15 protein-coding genes and 2 pseudogenes are annotated in these 16,743 nt (G+C 59.9%); 5 read left to right on the plus strand and 12 right to left on the minus strand.

Annotated elements, in window-relative coordinates; genetic code table 11:
- Positions 1 to 92: 92 nt before the first annotated feature.
- Together LPU83_RS15010 and LPU83_RS15255 are read right to left on the minus strand one after the other, a co-directional pair.
- Positions 93 to 1,001, minus strand: coding sequence for a MurR/RpiR family transcriptional regulator (locus LPU83_RS15010; RefSeq protein WP_024318121.1), 909 nt, complete (start codon positions 999 to 1,001; stop codon positions 93 to 95).
- Positions 998 to 2,128 (minus strand): DmpA family aminopeptidase, encoded by a 1,131-nt coding sequence (locus LPU83_RS15255; protein WP_024318120.1) that lies wholly within the window; start codon positions 2,126 to 2,128, stop codon positions 998 to 1,000. Before LPU83_RS15255 ends, LPU83_RS15010 begins: the two co-directional genes overlap by 4 nt.
- Before the next feature lie 464 nt (positions 2,129 to 2,592).
- Here LPU83_RS15255 and LPU83_RS73685 point away from each other — a divergent pair, with 464 nt between their 5' ends.
- Genes LPU83_RS73685 through LPU83_RS75050 form a run of 3 tightly spaced genes read left to right on the plus strand, consistent with a single transcriptional unit; the run spans position 2,593 to position 3,488 of the window.
- Positions 2,593 to 2,733, plus strand: coding sequence for a hypothetical protein (locus LPU83_RS73685; protein ID WP_208245852.1), 141 nt, complete (start codon positions 2,593 to 2,595; stop codon positions 2,731 to 2,733).
- Positions 2,734 to 2,784: 51 nt separating this feature from the next.
- Positions 2,785 to 3,135, plus strand: a complete 351-nt coding sequence (locus LPU83_RS75045) for a pyridoxal-phosphate dependent enzyme (RefSeq protein WP_269148187.1) — start codon at positions 2,785 to 2,787, stop codon at positions 3,133 to 3,135.
- Positions 3,057 to 3,488 carry a pyridoxal-phosphate dependent enzyme gene (locus tag LPU83_RS75050; protein ID WP_269148186.1) on the plus strand — a complete coding sequence of 144 codons (432 nt, stop codon included), beginning with the start codon at positions 3,057 to 3,059 and terminating at the stop codon, positions 3,486 to 3,488. Before LPU83_RS75045 ends, LPU83_RS75050 begins: the two co-directional genes overlap by 79 nt.
- On the opposite strand, the gene LPU83_RS72725 is transcribed toward LPU83_RS75050, so the two are convergent.
- Complete coding sequence (locus LPU83_RS72725) at positions 3,390 to 3,596, minus strand: hypothetical protein (RefSeq protein WP_162392061.1); 207 nt, start codon at positions 3,594 to 3,596, stop codon at positions 3,390 to 3,392. The two genes, LPU83_RS75050 and LPU83_RS72725, sit on opposite strands and share 99 nt — an antisense overlap.
- Positions 3,593 to 4,068: pseudogene (locus LPU83_RS73695) on the minus strand (DUF6118 family protein). The gene LPU83_RS72725 and the pseudogene LPU83_RS73695 overlap by 4 nt, the downstream one beginning before the upstream one ends.
- 382 nt (positions 4,069 to 4,450) lie before the next feature.
- Between LPU83_RS73695 and LPU83_RS72730 the strand changes: the two are divergent.
- On the plus strand, positions 4,451 to 4,867 hold the full coding sequence (locus tag LPU83_RS72730) for a hypothetical protein (RefSeq protein ID WP_162392062.1): 417 nt from the start codon (positions 4,451 to 4,453) through the stop codon (positions 4,865 to 4,867).
- A 616-nt stretch (positions 4,868 to 5,483) separates the two neighbouring features.
- Here the strand turns inward: LPU83_RS72730 and mobQ are convergent.
- From mobQ to LPU83_RS16865, 8 genes and pseudogenes are all read right to left on the minus strand, one after another.
- Positions 5,484 to 7,324 (minus strand): annotated as a pseudogene (gene mobQ, locus LPU83_RS75620) (MobQ family relaxase); the annotation flags it as partial.
- A gap of 583 nt (positions 7,325 to 7,907) precedes the next feature.
- Positions 7,908 to 8,615, minus strand: a complete 708-nt coding sequence (locus LPU83_RS16170) for an HAD family hydrolase (RefSeq protein ID WP_024318110.1) — start codon at positions 8,613 to 8,615, stop codon at positions 7,908 to 7,910.
- 18 nt (positions 8,616 to 8,633) lie between these two features.
- A complete protein-coding gene (locus LPU83_RS16210; protein ID WP_024318109.1) occupies positions 8,634 to 9,422 on the minus strand; it encodes a phosphodiesterase in 789 nt (262 codons plus the stop codon).
- A 61-nt stretch (positions 9,423 to 9,483) separates the two neighbouring features.
- Positions 9,484 to 10,740: an ABC transporter substrate-binding protein gene (locus LPU83_RS16285; protein ID WP_024318108.1), complete on the minus strand. Its 1,257-nt coding sequence runs from the start codon at positions 10,738 to 10,740 to the stop codon at positions 9,484 to 9,486.
- Positions 10,741 to 10,779: 39 nt separating this feature from the next.
- On the minus strand, positions 10,780 to 11,613 hold the full coding sequence (locus tag LPU83_RS16465) for a carbohydrate ABC transporter permease (protein ID WP_024318107.1): 834 nt from the start codon (positions 11,611 to 11,613) through the stop codon (positions 10,780 to 10,782).
- Entirely contained in the window at positions 11,610 to 12,560 is a 951-nt protein-coding gene (locus tag LPU83_RS16680; protein WP_024318106.1) for a carbohydrate ABC transporter permease, read from the minus strand. Before LPU83_RS16680 ends, LPU83_RS16465 begins: the two co-directional genes overlap by 4 nt.
- Before the next feature lies 1 nt (position 12,561).
- Positions 12,562 to 13,710, minus strand: a complete 1,149-nt coding sequence (locus LPU83_RS16845) for an ABC transporter ATP-binding protein (RefSeq protein ID WP_024318105.1) — start codon at positions 13,708 to 13,710, stop codon at positions 12,562 to 12,564.
- Positions 13,711 to 13,782: 72 nt separating this feature from the next.
- Positions 13,783 to 14,607, minus strand: coding sequence for a MurR/RpiR family transcriptional regulator (locus tag LPU83_RS16865; RefSeq protein ID WP_024318104.1), 825 nt, complete (start codon positions 14,605 to 14,607; stop codon positions 13,783 to 13,785).
- Between the two features lie 1,206 nt (positions 14,608 to 15,813).
- Here LPU83_RS16865 and LPU83_RS16970 point away from each other — a divergent pair.
- Positions 15,814 to 16,743: formyltransferase family protein (locus LPU83_RS16970; protein ID WP_280178237.1), on the plus strand; the 930-nt coding region annotated here is incomplete at its 3' end.

Here is a 16,743-nt window from a genome sequence, read left to right on the forward strand (position 1 = left end):
AAGGGCTTGGCCGAGCGGTTGGCTGGAGTAGATGCCCTACCTTCGTGAGCGGACGGCTTGCCGAGCCAGGAGGCACTCGCCCGTTTCGATTGCTAATCGGCAAAACTTCCGAAGTTGTCCTGCAGCTTTTGCATCCGTTCGCTGCGTTTCTTGACCGAAGGGCCAAGACGGCGGATCACCTCATCCACAAGAAGACCGAGGAAGGTTGTCACTGGCGCGTTACTTTCCCAGAACATATCGACGTCGGTGACAACTCGGAACAAATTGTCGGTGAGTTCCTGCGCCCAGTAGCACACCGAGTCCGTGATTATGACGAGGTTGACGTTCGCCTGCGAGGTCTGTCGCGCAAGCAGCATTGCCTGCTTTGCGTACCGCCGGACGTCTACAACAATGAGGAGCGGCTTTCCGGTTTCGTCCGCGAACAACTCGCTGTAGGTGCCGCTGGCGCCGTCCATGAAACTGACATTCGGGCGAGCGTATTCGAGGCGCAGGGCAAAGTCCATGGCCAGGCCGCGCACGGTCTGAAAGCCAGCCACATAGACCCGATCGGCCTTGGCGACCATCTCCGCCACTTCGCCGAAACGTTCTGTGCCGGCCTGCTCATAGGCGCTGATGACAGCTTTCAATTCCAAATCGAGACTTGCGGCACGATCCTGCGCGGCACTGTCCGCCTTTTTCCTAGACCGGTCAGCGGACGTCATGCGCTCATATCGTTCTCCGACAAGCCAGGCAATCTGATGGATGGTGCTGCCCAATTCCGCCTTAAGAGCAGCGAGGTTCTCATAGCCAAGTGAACGCAGGAAGCGCCCGACGGTCATTGGGCTGAGTTTGAGCTTGCTCGATATCGAAGCCGCGGTCTCGAAAGGAATGTCGCGGATATTCGTAACGAGATAGGCAGCGATGGCGCTTTCCGCCTTCGAGAATGTGGCCTGCCGTTCCTTGATCTTCTCGACGAAGGGAAAGGAGGCAGGGGCCGGCTGGGGCGCTTGCGTGCGACTCATACGTTCAATCGTCCATAGTTGCGCATAACCTCCTTTACCGCATCGTGCTCTATCGCGGCAACAAGCCTGTCCTCGCGCCCCACCATCGGTTCGGCCGCCACCATGGCATTGATGATCGCTTCCTCCACTGCCTGCGCCGTCGCCTCGAACAGGGGGTCGAGCCTGTTGTTCGGTAAGAAAGCGAGATCACCGACAGCGGGTGCTGTGGCGGACTCACTGGTGGTCAGGTTTGCCGTAGAGAAGGTAAGGCAAAGGTCGCCGGATCCGTCTCCTGCCGGCGTGCCCGTGCGCCCGATGCCGAGGCCCGCCCGTCGTGCGACCCGTTCCAGCTGGGTCGGCATGAGAGGTGCGTTGGTCGCCACCACGGCGATGATCGAGCCCTGCTCACCGGCAAAGAGCCGATTCGATGTGAGGTGTTCGCCGACAGGAACGCCGAGAATTTTGAGGAGCGGTCGAATTCCAAAGTTCGCCTGCACGAGGCAGCCGACGGTGTAGCGCGAACCGAGCAGGTCGACGACCCGGGACGAGGTTCCCGTACCGCCTTTGAACTCGAAGCAGATCATTCCCGTCCCGCCGCCGACATTGCCCTCGGCCAGCGGTCCGCTGGAAGCGCCATCCAGAGCCTCCTTCACATGCGCGGCGGTAACGTGAAAGGCGTCCATGTCGTTAAGATAGGCATCGGACGTCTCGCCGACCACGGGCAGCATGAATTTGTAGGGTCCGACGCTGGTGTCGGGCTTGTCGATCATCCATTCCAGGATCGACTGATGAACGGTTCCAAGGCTGTGAGTATTGGTGATGGCGATCGGTCCCGTGAAATATCCTGCCTCCTTGATCCAGTGCGTCCCGGTCATTTCGCCATTGCCGTTAAGGGAGTGGAATCCCGCCCACACAGGCGCCCGAAGAGGACCGCTGCGGCCTCGCGGAAGGATGGCAGTGATACCGGTGCGCGCTGGTCCTCTGCCCGACGCCGGCGCGTCGCTGATCACGGTCGAATAGCCTACCTCTATGCCGGCAACATCGGTTATGGCGTTATAGGAACCGGTCTTTCCGGAAAACGGTAGCCCCAGGTCGCGAGCCCGCTGCTTCGTCGAAGCGTCGAGTGCCAAGCGCTGAGTGATCTTCATTGGTGTCCTCTTCTGTTGAATTTTCCAGTCTCTCGTACTTTAGCGAGCATTCGCCCCAGATGATAGGCAAATAATATTCTTTATAAAGAGATATTTTTATAACACAACAACTCGGGACACACATGTTTTCAAGATTTCTGGGGACGGTATCTCGACTAGCCGTTCCCTGTAGAAGGAAACATCAGGACGAGCGGAACCATACCTTCAGATGCACTCAGCCGTCCCCAGGGTCGCAGCCCTTGGCTGTGGCTAAATGACGGGGCGCAGGCTTATCCCAAGGATGTTCCGGAGGTGACCCTGCAAGTTGCCGAGGCTCGGGACCGGCTGCGCCGATCTGAAAGGTTGATCCTTACGCTCTTCAGGCACTCCGGAACCGGAAAGCCACCATCTACTCGCCCCTACTTCCGATCATTGGGATTGAACCCGCCCCGATAGGACCGTGGCTCGTCAAGGCGGATCACGTTTTGCCGATTGCCGGCTCGATAAAGGCGCGTGGTGGCTTCCACGAGGTAATCGCGCACGCCGAACGACTGGCAATTCAAAACGATTTGATTGAGCCGGTTAAGGATCTCCTGCCGCTGGCGTCCTCCGAAACGCGCAATTAATTTGCGCAGCACTCCGTCGTCGTCGGAAGCACTGGCAATCTTGGGCTTAGCATCGGTCTATGTGGCGCAGCTCTGGGTTTTCAGGCCGTCGTGCACATGTCCACCGATGCCAAGGCATGGAAAAAGCAGCGGCTGCGAGACGATGGCGCAACCGTTGTGGAACACGCAGGTGACTACGGCCAAGCAGTCGCGCGCGGGCGGGAGACAGCCCTACGCGATCCAAGCGCATATTTTGTCGACGACGAGAAATCTGTCGATTTGTTCAGTGGCTTGCCTGTGCAGCATTTGAATTGGCAGATCAACTTGCTGCCGCGGGTGTGCTTGTGGATTCTGAGCATCCGCTCTTCGTGTATCTGCCGTGCGGGGTTGGTGGCGCACCCGGCGGCATCAGCTATGGGCTAAAGCTGATATTCGGTCCGCACGTATATTGCTTCTTCGCTGAACCGACTGACTCTCCGTGCATGCTGGTGCGGATGCTGAGCGGGCCTGGCAAGGCGGTCTCCGTCTATGACATCGCACTGACCAACCGCACGGAACTCGATGGCCTCGCTGTGGGAGCGGCTTCGATGTTTGTCGCGCCTCTGCTCTCAGACCGTTTGGCCGGCACATACACCATCGGCGATGCGGAAGCCTTTGACTGGCTTCGTCGGCTGCACTCAACCTGTGGTATTGACGTCGAGCCCTCCGCTGCAACGGCACTGGCCGGACCATCTCGCCTTGATCACCGGATCGGGCGAAACCTCGGCATCCGATAGACGGGTAACCTGGTCGGCCCACTCGTCGATTGGAAGCCGCTCGGCTCGATCCCGTGTTGTGCGGCCAGCATCGTAAATCCGGCGCTCGACCGGTCGTGCCTCGGTCATTGCTCCTTCTCCGGTGCCGGCACGGTGACGGTGCATTTCTGATCTTTCCCGGTCTGCCTGGCTTTCTCCAGGCGCGCGGAAATCTCCCCGCCGCCGGCATCGTAGAACTGGCCGCCCCATTTCATCTTCTTGACCGTAAAAGGATCGACCGCCTCGACCATGGCATAGCCGGCGTCGATGCGATTGCGGCCCATGACGAGACTGGCGACGTGGCTGTCGGCGGAAAACGGCAGGAAGCGTGCAAGATGAGAAGCAGGGAGATACCGGCGATGATGCCGAAGCCGCCGGCCGTCCACATGCGCCAGGTCCTGATCCTCCGGAGAAAGGCGCTCTTGTCATGGGAGGCAAGAACACCGCTAATGCGCTCGAGGTCGGATGCCTGCCACTCGACCTGCTGAACGGCGGTGCGGACCAGGCCCTCGCCGCTGCGCTCGAGGGCGCGGGCGTAGTGCTCCGCACCCTGCTGGAGAATGGGCTTTGCTCGATAGCCTGCAGGCGTTCGCCCACCGCGGCGAGACCCTGGACGATGCGGCCGAGATCGGCGCTGTAATCGACCGGCGCTCCCTGCCGCTCGAACTAGTCGAAGGCGGTTTCGACGCGCCCTTGCGGATCGTCGTCATTTCTCGGCCGAGGTCGGCGGCAAGCTCTCCCACTGTCGCCCGCAGGTCTCGAAGGCGGCGGCAGGATCGCCGGCGTCACCCCTCGGTGAATGCTTCCGGCTCCAGGCCTTCCCGATCCTGCTCGTGCCGGGCCGCGGCGCGATAGTCTTCCGTCATCTTTCATCTGCCCGTGCTTCGACATGCCAGCCGGTCGTCAACGTCCGGCGCTCGGCTTCCAATTTCTGCCAGCGCTGAATGAAGCGATCGGCCCTGACGTTCGGGTCGGAAAGCGCCGCCCGTTCCCGGTCCATGCCGGCGACGCGATCCCGGCCGCGCCTGATCGAGACGTTCGGATGCTACACGCAGTTCCTGCTTCTGCGTTTCAAGAACGGGCAGGTTCTGTCGAAGCTGCTTGTCGGCGGCGCTGAGCGCCCGCGCATAATGATCGACGGCCCGTTCGAAGCCCGAAAGCGGCCGCACCCGCTCCGCGAGCCGGTCCTGCGCGGGAGCTGGCGGCAAACTCTCTTCCCCGCCCGGCCGCCCGCCTGCGTGGCCGCGCCGCTTTCCTGTGCGGCTCCGGGCGCCGCATTGAGCGTGAGGCCTGCGAAACATGCTGCGCTTTTGCGTCTCGGCCCTCTGCGGCCGTTTCTCGGCCTGCTTATGGCCGCGTGACGCAATCGTGTGCTCAGGCTCGGCTGCAACTGATCCAACCGCAAACTCGCGATCGCCCCCCGGCCATAGCTTTCCTGCCGTCGGGGATCCTCGCGCCCGCGAACAGATCGTCGGCGCGTTCCTCGTAAACATGCCGACGTTCAGATGGCCGGTCCTGCTGCTCCTGTCCTGGATGGGTCAGAGGTGACGTCGTGCAACAGCTCCTGGGCGGAAGCAAGGTCGATCTCGCTGCAGAGACCCAATTGCTCCGCGATCCCGCGTCGCTCGTTAAAGTCGCGGGAATAGTCGAGCGTCGTTTCCTTCACCCCGACCGCGACAGCCGCTGCTCAAGCTGGCTATAGGCCAGCTCGCCGGCTTCCTGCACCTTCCACGAATGGCGCTCGGTCGTGGTGCCGTCCGGAAGCCGAACCGGCTCCGCACCCATATGCTGAAGTCCGATCTTGTCGCCGATCGCCGGCCTAGCCTCGGCGATCACCCGCTCAAGATTGACACCCCAAGTCGCATGAGGCTCGTCCTTCGCATTCTCCAGCGTCACGAAATAGCTCCGGCTTTTTCCGGCCTTGTGCTCGTGAGGCGCGGCCCCATGCTCGACCAAGACGCCGACGTGACGGTCGGTAAATTCATCTTGCGCCGCATAAAGCTGCGCTCCGTCCCTGTGCCGGGTCATGGCGACATAGGCGACATAGGCGAGATGGCGGTCAATCGCGCCCGACGCCAGCACATAGGCGCGGTCGACCGTCGCGCCCTGGTTTCTGTGGAGCGTCGTCGCAAAGCCATGATCAATGGCTTGGTAATCATTCATCGGTAAACCGACGACGCGCGGACCATCCGTTCCCCGCATGTCCGTCGAGCTGAACTGCGTGCGGCTAGACGGTCTGCACGGTGCTAAGCATCCCTTTTTTCACGCCAAGGTCGCGATTGTTCTCAAGGAATACGATGCGGTCGCCCGGCGCGAACTCCCGTTCATTGGTCTGGAAGACCAGTGCGCCGGCGACGTTGGCCCGCGCCAGTCCTCCGCTCTCGGCAAAGCTGATATTGCCGTGCTCATGATAGGCGTCCAAGCCCTCGGCCGTCCGGTGCGTCGCGAAGGCAACCGACGCCTCCCGCTGCCAGTCCACGCGCTGCCGGCGGATTTCGGAAAGCTCGGTATGGCCGATCTCCTCCGTGATCGCCCTGAACGGTGCGCCCGCCCCGATCGCCTGCAGCTGCTCATGGTCGCCGACGAGAACGATCTTCGCCCCCGCGCGCCTCTGCCTCGCCAACGAACCCGGCAAGGTGCCAGCTGCTCACCATGCCGGCCTTGTCGATCCCGAACACATCGCCCCGGTTAAGTCGGTAATGGTCCCCACTATGTGGGTTTTCCCAACTCCGGGACCATAACGCCAGCGTGCGGCTTTTGATGCCGGACGACTCCTCCAGACCTTCGGCCGCCTTGCCCGGCAGCGCCGCGCCGTCTGACCACGCCTGCATCCCCTCAGCAGACCTGATCATCTCGGATTCGATCTCGACCAACTCGCGGATCGAATAGCGCGCAAGCTCCACCTCGCCCGTCGCCTGGTCGATATGTTCGGCCTGCAGCTCAATGAGCGCCGCGAAGCCATGACGGAAGCAAACGCATTCTGGAACGCCTGCACACCGTCCTTGATGTAGCGATGCAGCGTGCGCGCAACGTCGTGCCGATCGAACACTCTCCTTCCGTTCGTGATCAGCGTCAGGACCCGCTCGGGCTTCTCCCGGATCAGCTCCGCGTTGCGCAGCGGCGCGCCATCATCCAGACGCCCCGGTCAACCGCCATGCCCTTCCATATACTCGGTCGGCGTCAGCTCCAGGCCGCGTTCAAGGTGCGACAGATGGTCGATGCGAATATCAAGTCCGGCCTTCGCCAGCCGCTCGTTGGCGATCCCGTCCCAGCGCTGGCGAATATCGCGAAGCTGCATGTCGGTCATCGGCAGATCGTTCGCCAGCAGCCATTTGTTTTCGCGCTCGAGATAAGTCTGCTCCCTGAGCCCCTCCTCCGTGACCTGCCGCGTCGTCAGGAGAATGTGCGCGTGATGATTGCAAACATCGCTCGCCTCATGCGGCGAGTGGATCGCGAAATCCACCGCCGCGCCATAGTGGTTCGCCAGTTCCTGCGCCATTTCCCGCGTTGCCTCCAGCCGTTGTTCGGCAGTCAGCTCATGCGGCAATCTCGAATTCGCGGGCGACACGGGCGTCCTTGCGCTTCTCGGCAAACTCCGCCACATTCCACAAAGACGAACGGTCTTGCGCCCAATCGGCCTTGACGCCCTCCGGCAGGACGATTTCCGAATGCAACACCCCTTCCTTGCGGGTGTAGTCATGCGTGATGCCGTCACGTTCGTTTGTCAGGCGAACGGCGCAACGGTAGGCGGAAGATGCGACAGCCCTGTGGCCCTTTGATCGGGAGACGATTTTTGCGTTCAAATGGTAGATCGCCAACGCCGTTGCCCCGATCTCGTTTCGCCAATTGCCACCGGCCTCCTGGCCGGCGCGCTGAGTTGCGCAGCAACTCGTAAGTGCGCCCTCGTAACCTCAATCGCTTTGGCAGCTTTGATGATACCGTTCTCATAGGAGCAGACCGCATCGAGATCGCCCAAAAAGACGAACCTCTCGAATGGGCTATCGAGAACTGCCCTTAGTTCGGCCTTTGTGGTGATCGTGACCTTGCGGGTCTAGGAAGTTCGACACGGACAAACTCCTCTTGAAGCCCATTTTGATCTTCAAACGTCCCTTTGTTGAACTTTCTACCACTCCTACGCATCTGTGCAGGGCTCACGCACTGCTACACAATGGTGACATGTTTTCGAGAGTATGGCCACAAAACTCAAACGTACATCCTTGAGAAGAACCGAATGGGGTAAACGGTACCGCTCACAAGGCTGGGCGCCGCCCCCACACTTGGGTTAGCAGGACACCTTTACAGAAAAGGGGGGGTGCGACTGCTGGAGCGCAAGATCCAGAGCTGGCGTTGCGAATGGGACGTGGATGCCCGACGGTCGGGGTAGAAAGAAAGGCTGCGGTATCAGCTTTCTGGCATCCTGGCTCTCAGGCGAACTTCGCTAGTTGTTAGCAGCGCGCCCAAGTCTTCAGCCGATCGCGCAACGACCGCGGCGCCGGCCGAAAGCAGTCGTTGACCGTGGTCCTCAAGGCAATGACCGCCTGCCGTGAAACCGATCACCGTCATCCCAGCCGCTACACTTGCTCGAACCCCAGCAATGCTATCTTCCACGACGACGCAGCGAGCAGGCTCAACGCCCATCTTGGCTGCAGCGAATAGGAAGAGGTCCGGCGCCGGCTTGCCGACCTTCACCATGACGGAACTGAACACGTGTGGTTCGAAGTGCGGCAACAGCCCCGTTAGTTCAAGACCGAGCCTCAGCTTTTCAGGGGCGCTGCTCGACGCGACGCAGCGCGGTGACGGCAATTGATGCAGGAGGTTATCAATTCCGGCGATTGCTTGCAGTTCCGTCCGATAGCTCTCCTTGATGCGAGCCTGCACCATTGCGTCAAAGTCGTCCGGAAGCGCACGGCCCCAGTCTTCTTCGACCATCTTCCGCATGGTCGCCGACGACAGACCGGTAAAGCGCAGCACCACGTCAGAGTAAGAAGTGGGGTAGCCGAGGCGTGTAAGTTCCTCGGCGTCGATGCGGCTTGCAAGTGTCTCACTGTCGATTAGGACGCCGTCGCAATCGAAGATGACCAACTCGAATGCCTGCTGTTCTTTTTTCATTTCTTGTCCTCGAAAAAATTAACCGGCCGCAGACACCGCGACGACGTTCTTGTCGCTGACCTCGAAGCGGTGCACGAGTACGCCGTCGCCGTCGATCAGCGCGACGTCAAAGGCCGGCGCATTCTCGACGAATTCCGCGTCCATTCGCGTGAAATGTGGGACGATCTGATGCGCCACTCCGCGGCTTGCGCTGAAGGGAATGCCGCTCCAGGTGCCGCCGACATCGACATGCACGTGACCGTGGAAGATGTGCCGCACGTTGCCTGCATCAACAATCGCCTCCATGATCGAACGCCAGTTCTCGGTGTTCCAAGGCTCGAAATGCGCCATGCCGATCGGCTGCAGCTGATGGTGGGCGAAGAGATAAACTGGTACATCCGATCTCTCGGCCAGGCGCGCCAGCAGCCATTCGAGCCGACCGTCGCCCAAGGATCCATGTCCGAACCCTTCAACGAGGGTGTCAAGGAAGATGAGGCGTCCCGCAGAATTTTCATGAACCGACTGCACGAAGCCGTTCCTATCGCGCGGCTCGTCAGGAAATGCCTTTAGGAAATTGGCGCGGTGATCGTGATTGCCAAGCAGAAGCCTCGTAGGCACGCGCAGTTCCTGAAGCACGTCGCGCAGCAGGTCGTAGGCGGCGGCATCTCCCTCGTCGGTGAGATCGCCGGTGACGACACAGAGTTCGGCATCGGCGTGATCGCGGTTGATGCGTGCGATGGTCTTGCTCAGTCGTTCGGCAGGATCAAAGCCGAAGAGCATGGCGCCTGGCGGCACAAGGTGCAAGTCGGTCAAGTGAATGAGTTTCATGGGGAAATCCGTTTGAAGCAAAGGGACACGGCACGGTTTGCGCCGCATCCCCCTGGAAGAACTAATTTATCTTGGGCAGAAGAGCGCGGACCTCGATCGCCATATCTGCAAGGGCCTCATCCGGCTCCTTGGATCCCAGCGCGATGGCCGTCATCTCATCGCGAAGGACCTGCCCGATCTCAACGCCGTTATCACCCGGCCACGAGAACCACGGGCGTGCGCGCGGCGTCTGGAGCACGCTCGTATACCAGTTTGGGTGTTTTTCGTAGAAGGCGCCGAGATGATCCTCATCGAGCGCAAGGGTGTTGGTCGGCATATAACCGGTATTCGGCACGACCAGGGTCTGGCCCTCCGGGCCTGTCGCGAACTTGAGGTAGTCCCAGGCGGCGGTGCGTTTGGCTTTGTCGTCAGTCAGGATAACGGCCACCATGCCGCCTGTTGGCATTGTGGCGTTGTCGGCGCCGAGCGGCTGCTGGGCCGTCTTCAGCGCAAAGCGATCGCCGATTTCCTTTTCGAAGCCGCTGACGCTGCCGGCTGAGGCAAAGAAGAAGCCAAGCTTGCCGGAGGTGAACAGTTGGCGCGCGGCATTCGAGTCGATCGCCGGCTGGGCACCGTCGGTGTGGAATCGCTTGAAGAGCTTGACCGCAGCCTGACCGGCGGGACCGGCAAAAGCGATATCGCTCTCCTTGTCGTCCATCATCTGGCCGCCGAAGTTGCGCACCAGGTTCTGCGTCGACCAGTCGTCAGAACCGAGCTGGTAGTACATGCCGGAAGTACTGTCGCCCAGCGCTCCGATCTTGGCGGCAAGCGCAATGAAGCCTTCCCAGTCCGTCGGGATCTTGGCTGGATCGCCGCCGGCCTTTTTAACAAGATCGGCGTTGAGGTAGACGACCGGCGTCGACATGGCGAATGGCAGACCATACACGTGTCCGTCGATCTTGGCGAGCGACAGGACTTGATCCGTATAGCCCTTGTTGGCCAGATGATCGGCGGAGACGAGATCGTCGATGGGTTTTACGAGCCCGCGCGTTACAAGCGGTCGCAGCACATTGAAGCCGACGTAGTGGACGTCCGGCAACTCGCCCGCCATGCTTTGGCGGATCAGCGACTGAACAGCTTCATCGTAGCTTGGCGCCGCGGCCCGGAAGCTGATCTTCACGTCCGGGTGGTCCGCCATGAAACGATCGGCGATCGGTTTATGGATCACTTCATGTTCGGGCCAGGCATAAAAGACGTCGAGCTTAGTCTCGGCTTGCGCCGGCATGGCTGCTAGCGCTGCTGTGATACTGGCGGCAAGGATCGTTGCAAGTGTTCTCACGTTGCTCTCCTAAGGTTTGAGATTGGATTTGGAACGGAGCTAATGTCGGCCGAGCACCAGGCCCCGGATAAAATGCTTCTGCATGAGAAGAAAAAGAATGACCAAGGGCGCGGTTACGAGAACGCCCCCGGCCATCAGTGCCCCGACGTTACCGGCGCCCTCGCCCGCCTGCCGGAAATAGGCAATGCCAAGCGAAGGCGTCATCATGTCGGGATTTGTCGTCACCACCAGCGGCCAATAGAGATCGTTCCAATGCGCCACGATGGAGAAGATCGAAAAGGCGGCAACCGCCGGCCAGGCCGCAGGCAGCATGATCCGCCACGCGATGGACAGTTCGCTGAAGCCATCGAGACGCGCAGCGTCCAGTACCTCGTCCGGAAAGGTCACGAAGAACTGGCGGAACAGGAATATGGCAAAGGCCGAGATGATCCAGGGCAGAACTAAAGCGGGATAGCTGTTGAGCAACCCAGACTTTGCAAGCCCGATATAGATTGGAATAGTCGGGACTTGCACCGGCACGAGAAGTCCGAGAAGGACGGCCCCGAGGAGGATCGGGCGACCCGGGAAGGACAGCTTGGCGAGCGCATAACCACAGGGAATGGCAACCGCGATCTGCAGGACAAGAATTGAGACGCATACGACAATGCCGTTTTCCATGAAACGCAGAAGAGGGATGGCCGAAAGTACGGTGCTATAATTCTCGATTGCACCGCTAAAGGTCGGGATTGGTAAAATGCTGCCGCTGAATATTTGGCTCTGCGGCGTCAGCGAGGCCAGCAGCATCCAGAAGAACGGGAAGACCATCACGACGGCGCCGCTTGCGAGAAGGGCATGCGCTGCAAGGCGCGATGCAGGAGATTGCCTAACAATCATGACTGGCCTCCATGGGCGCTTGCGCGCGCACGGCGCTCGGAGATCCGCATCTGGACGAGCGACAACACGGTCACGAAGACAAAGAAGGATACCGCGATCGCCGATGCATATCCCACCCGGAAAAAACGGAAGCCTTCTTCGTAGAAAGTGTAGAGGATGACCGAAGTGGACTTCATCGGCCCGCCCCGCGTGAGGACTGCAACCGTCTCGAAGACCGAAAATGCACGGATGATCGTCATCACAGTGACGAATAGTGTCACTGGCGCCAGCATCGGCCAGGTCACGAGCAGGAAGCGTTTCACTCCCCTATCCGCCCCATCGATTGCCGCGGCTTCATAAAGCTCGTTCGGAATGGTCGAAAGGCCGGCCAGGAACAGGGTCATGTTGAATCCCACCATCTGCCAGACACCGATTGCCGCAAGCGCATAGATGGCCGTTGCCGGATCGGACAAAAACCTGACCGGAGAGGCGCCCAGAAGCTGCAGGAGAGAGTTTGCGAAACCGAGGCTCGGATGCAGGATTGCTTCCCATGCAGTGGCGAGCGCCACAAGGGTCGCCGCCACGGGAAGGAAATAGGCCATTCGATAAAGCGCAGCAAAAGGCGATCGGGCAATCAGGAGAGCCACCAAAAGCCCCCACCCGATCGATGTCGGCACGACGACAAGTACATAGAGTGCTGTGTTGCGAAGGCTGTGGGCAAAGCCCGGATCTGTCAGCATGCGAACATAGTTGCCGAGACCGACAAACCGAGCAGCGGCCAAACCGAGCGAAGCGTCCGTGAAGGACAGGATGAAGACAACTATGGCCGGGCCGATCAAGAGGGCGGCAATCAACACACTCGCCGGCAGGACCAGAATGAGGCCGGCTCGCGTCTGGGCGCGCGTGAAGTTGTGGTTGATCGAAACGCCAGCCAAGGCGCTGACCGGAACGTCGTTGACCACGGCCATATCAAGCTGCCCAGCTATGGTCGCGACGCTGGCGCGACCCGTTGGACGGGAAGAACCATGCCTTTTCAGAATCGATGTCCAGTCCGAGGCTCTCGCCGCCACGCAATGATTGCGCGCGTTCAGCCGTGATCCGGATGACGAACTGCGCACCTACCTCAGCATCGGCAAAGACGTAAGCGTCGGTCCCAGCGTACTCGATGCGCGCGACCTGAACTTGCAGCGCGCCCGGCTGGTCCGGGCAAACCAGCGACGCATGTTCCGGTCGGAAAGCCAGCGTGCCGCCCTCTCGGGATCCGAGCGCGTCGCGAATGATGATCCTGCTGTTGCCGACCGTTAGCCCGCCGCCGATCGGACCGGTCACAGCCAGTTCGTTCAGGAATGGCTGGGCCAGGAACCGAGCAACGTCGAGATCGGCCGGATCGCGATAGAGATCGGCAGGCTTTGCAACCTGGCGGATCTCGCCGCCAAACATGATGGCGATACGGTCCGAAAGCGCTGCCGCCTCGGCTTGGTCATGAGTCACGAATAACGTCGTCGTTCCCATTTCCTTATGCAGCCGGGCGATCTCGCTCCGAGTGTGAATGCGCAGGGCGGCATCCAGGTTTGCCAGAGGTTCGTCCATCAGGAAGATCTTCGGCTTGCGGACCATAGCGCGTCCCAGAGCCACGCGCTGGCGCTGCCCCCCCGAGAGCGCTGCCGGCCGGCGGTCGAGCACCGCATCGAGTTTGAGCAGCGCCGAGGTCTGGCGGACGCGCTCGTCGATCGAGCGGTTGCGTTGGACGGCCCCAGGCAGCAGAGCACCGATGACCGGAAGGCGCTCCACGCTGGTCAACTCGCGCATTATCAATGGAGCTGCGATATTGTCGTAGGCGCTCAAATGCGGATAAAGCGCGTAGCTCTGGAACACAAACGCGAGATCCCGATCTTTCGGTGCGACGGCATCCAACCGCCTCCCCCCTATCCCCACATGCCCCCGATCCGCGCGCTCCAGCCCCGCTATGATGCGCAGAAGCGTGGATTTTCCGCAGCCGGACGGCCCAAGCAAGGTCACAAACTCCCCTTGGGCTACCCTTAGCGACACGTCGCGGAGCACATCCGTCGCATCATAGCGCTTGCTGATCGTATCTATGTGGAGGTCTAAAGCTGCCATTCTGAGATCCTTCGGTTACCGGCAGCTGTAATGGTGTTTTATTTCATCATGATGACAGTATGGAGTTTAGTTTCATTTTCGGGTCGACAGTTCCATCGCCTGCGCTATCGCCAGCATGAGGCTTTCGATCGCGAAGATCTTGCCAACCATTGGGGTCAGCGTGCCGCCGATTGGGCGGTCGTGAAGGCCCGAAGCCTGCAGCGTAAAGTCTGCCGCCTCACTCAGCGGGCTGCGAGCACGATTAGTGATGGCTATCGCTATTGCCCCCGCAGTGCGGGCGCCTTTGAGAAACTGCACCGTGTCAACCGACAGACCGGAGATCGAAAGGCCAATCGCCACACATCCCGGACCGAGGCCGTTGGCGACTTCGTGAGCCATACTGGAATTCCTGAACGCCACGGCTGTAAGCCCCACGCGCAAGAGCCTATAGGCAAGCAGTTCCGCCGTTACACCCGACATACCCGCTCCGTAGAGATCGATCCTTCTGCTTGCCGCAAGTGCCGCGGCGACCTTCTGAAGCGTCTCAGGATCGGCATTGGTGCGCGCAATCCCGAGATTTTGTGACATGGTGTCATGCAGCGATTGCAGCGCGGCGTCTCGATGTTCAGGATCAGCGGAAGGCAGGCCCGGGCGGCCGATCTCTGCCGCCAGTACCAGCTTGAAATCGCGAAAGCCGGAAAAACCGATCTGTCGACAAAGCCGCACGATGCTCGCTTCGCCGCTGCCCGCGAACTCGCCTAACTCCGCGACCGATTGGTGCAGCACCTTCTCAGGGTTTTCCAGGATGTACTTGGCTATGCGAGCAAGCGCATTCGGAAGAAGATCGATGTCCTCCTGCAAGCGAACCAGGATGCTCTCGTGCCGTGCCGCTGTTGGTGCCGATGACTTGGTGTTCATTGCCAAAGACAAGGTTCCTTTGATGCCGAAGAAGAAGCAACAGTCACTTTCATGCAACCGACTATGTCAGTACAGATATCATGGTCGCACCCAAAAAATAGGTCCTATACATACTGCCCCTGCCGGAAACCGGATCCTGCCGCAGGAAAATATCGAGGTGCGCGACAACACGTCCTGAATGAAATTCTGGCCGCCGAGAAGGGCATCATGAGGACCCGCGGGCCAATCACCTGCGCGATGCGCTCGCGGCGAGCTGTCTTACCGAATTGATGGGATCGGCGATGTGGGCTTCTTGCATCCGGCCGTTCACCTCAAGGGCGCCCCCGGATGGTCGACATTAGAGGAGAATGTCGCCCTCTCCAGTGATAAATGGCTGTTTCAAAGCCGTGTTTCGATCATGTGGATGAACGATCCGGGGCTGCAGTCGGAAACCACTTTAATGAATGAAACCGTTTGTTGGCGGCGGCCGCACTCATTGTTGGATTTCTGACAACGTCGGACACGAAAATAATCTTCTGAGAGATCCATCGTACTGTTTTTAAAAGACTTCGTCAGTCTGGCCCGCCCCTTGCTTGGCTAGTCACACCTCATCCGCCGACGGCTCGCTGAAAAGACAGTCCTCACCGCCGGATCTCGTCCACAATCCCATTTGCTCACCGCATCTGGGGCCTCAGAGGGTCGAAATTGGACGGTGACTGACGTCAAATACTCGAGTGTCCCGCCGCTTTGGAAGCAAGAGGCTGCGACAACGTTGTCAAACACATGTCAAACACGGGACATCGGCGTTTCAGGCTATTCTGTTGTCTTTAAACAATTTTCTCCATTGGCATGTTTCATGCATGTTCATCGACAAACGCGCAGTGCCTGAGGAGAAATTTTCATGACCACGCCACTGATAACTCAGCCAAGGCCACGGTGGGAGCTGCAACAGTTTCGGATTCGATTAGCGTTCAGCGCGGTTACCCCGAGCAAATCCAAACCGGTGTGGCTGATTTGGGCCGCGACGTGGCGCGGCGGCTGGGGTGGGAACTGCCCTAGCTTGATGGGTGCACTGCTGGAGGGGTAAAGATGGCATGTCGGTCTTCTTCGATGCGCGGCCGTGGCTGCGAACCAAGCGATCAGGATAGGCAGCCTGCAGCGCGATCGATCTCCTCCAGCGTCTTTGTTGGCAGTGGTACGCTCGCTATCAGATGCGCTGAACTGGCAATGGCGATGGGCCATGTCATTGGTGCGGCTCTGTGTGGCGACCCCATATTCGCAAAGTGGGCGGCTCGCACCAATATCCCGTGCATGGAAAGCGTTGAAGAGCTCTGCTCTCTTTTGAGGACCGAGCCAGTCGAGTGGATTTTCTCCGTCTCCAATCCGTTCATATTGCCACCGGACGTGCTTGGGCGCGTGCGTCGAGGTGCTTTCAATTACCACGACGGTCCATTGCCACGATATGCGGGAGTTCACGCGACGTCCTGGGCGCTGCTGGCGCAAGAGAGCGAGTATGCCATCACGTGGCATCGTATCGATGATGGTGTTGATACGGGTGACGTCGTGGTTCAGCGCCAAGTGCTGATTGCGCCCACCGATACGGCACTGGCCCTGAACCTCAAATGTTATGAAGCCGCGATCGAGGGTTTTCGCGAGCTCTTAACTGGCCTCGAGAGCGGGAAGCTTGCGGCCGATCCGCAGGCGCTAGTCGACAGAAGCTATTTTCCGAGACGTCGACGCCCAGATGCGGCAGGCTGTCTGCGATGGGATCAATCCGCGCAAAATCTGTCGGCGATGACACGTGCCTTAGACTTTGGGCCATATCATCCCAATCAAATGTGCATGCCCAAGACGCTCATAGGCGATGAGGTTGTCACAATCAGACGCCTGGAGGTGTCCCCCCAGCGCTCGGGCGTTCCGGCAGGTTGCTTGGTTGAAGTCCACCCCAGCCATTGGCGGGTGGCGACGGATACAGAGGATGTCGATATTTGCTTTGGCGGCCTTGATGGGCAGGTGCTCGACGCGCGGGCACTCGCGAGACGTTTCGATTTGGACGTTGGCGATCGCCTGCCAGTGTTGAGCGATGACGAGGCGCGGAGCATAACTGCTGCACATGAAATGCTGGCCCATTCAGAGGATTTTTGGCGACAGCGGCTA

This window comes from Rhizobium favelukesii (genome assembly GCF_000577275.2).
In the GTDB taxonomy this organism is placed as follows: Bacteria; Pseudomonadota; Alphaproteobacteria; order Rhizobiales; family Rhizobiaceae; genus Rhizobium; species Rhizobium favelukesii.

Coding starts and splice junctions, on each gene's coding strand:
- LPU83_RS16210 (WP_024318109.1), bottom strand. CDS start 9,422: ATGAAACTCATTCACTTGACCGACTTGCACCTTGTGCCGCCAGGCGCC.
- LPU83_RS72730 (WP_162392062.1), top strand. CDS start 4,451: ATGAAGCGATCGGCCCTGACGTTCGGGTCGGAAAGCGCCGCCCGTTCC.
- LPU83_RS16680 (WP_024318106.1), bottom strand. CDS start 12,560: ATGGCCGTGGTCAACGACGTTCCGGTCAGCGCCTTGGCTGGCGTTTCG.
- LPU83_RS16170 (WP_024318110.1), bottom strand. CDS start 8,615: ATGAAAAAAGAACAGCAGGCATTCGAGTTGGTCATCTTCGATTGCGAC.
- LPU83_RS16845 (WP_024318105.1), bottom strand. CDS start 13,710: ATGGCAGCTTTAGACCTCCACATAGATACGATCAGCAAGCGCTATGAT.
- LPU83_RS15010 (WP_024318121.1), bottom strand. CDS start 1,001: ATGAGTCGCACGCAAGCGCCCCAGCCGGCCCCTGCCTCCTTTCCCTTC.
- LPU83_RS16865 (WP_024318104.1), bottom strand. CDS start 14,607: ATGAACACCAAGTCATCGGCACCAACAGCGGCACGGCACGAGAGCATC.
- LPU83_RS15255 (WP_024318120.1), bottom strand. CDS start 2,128: ATGAAGATCACTCAGCGCTTGGCACTCGACGCTTCGACGAAGCAGCGG.
- LPU83_RS72725 (WP_162392061.1), bottom strand. CDS start 3,596: ATGACCGAGGCACGACCGGTCGAGCGCCGGATTTACGATGCTGGCCGC.
- LPU83_RS16465 (WP_024318107.1), bottom strand. CDS start 11,613: ATGATTGTTAGGCAATCTCCTGCATCGCGCCTTGCAGCGCATGCCCTT.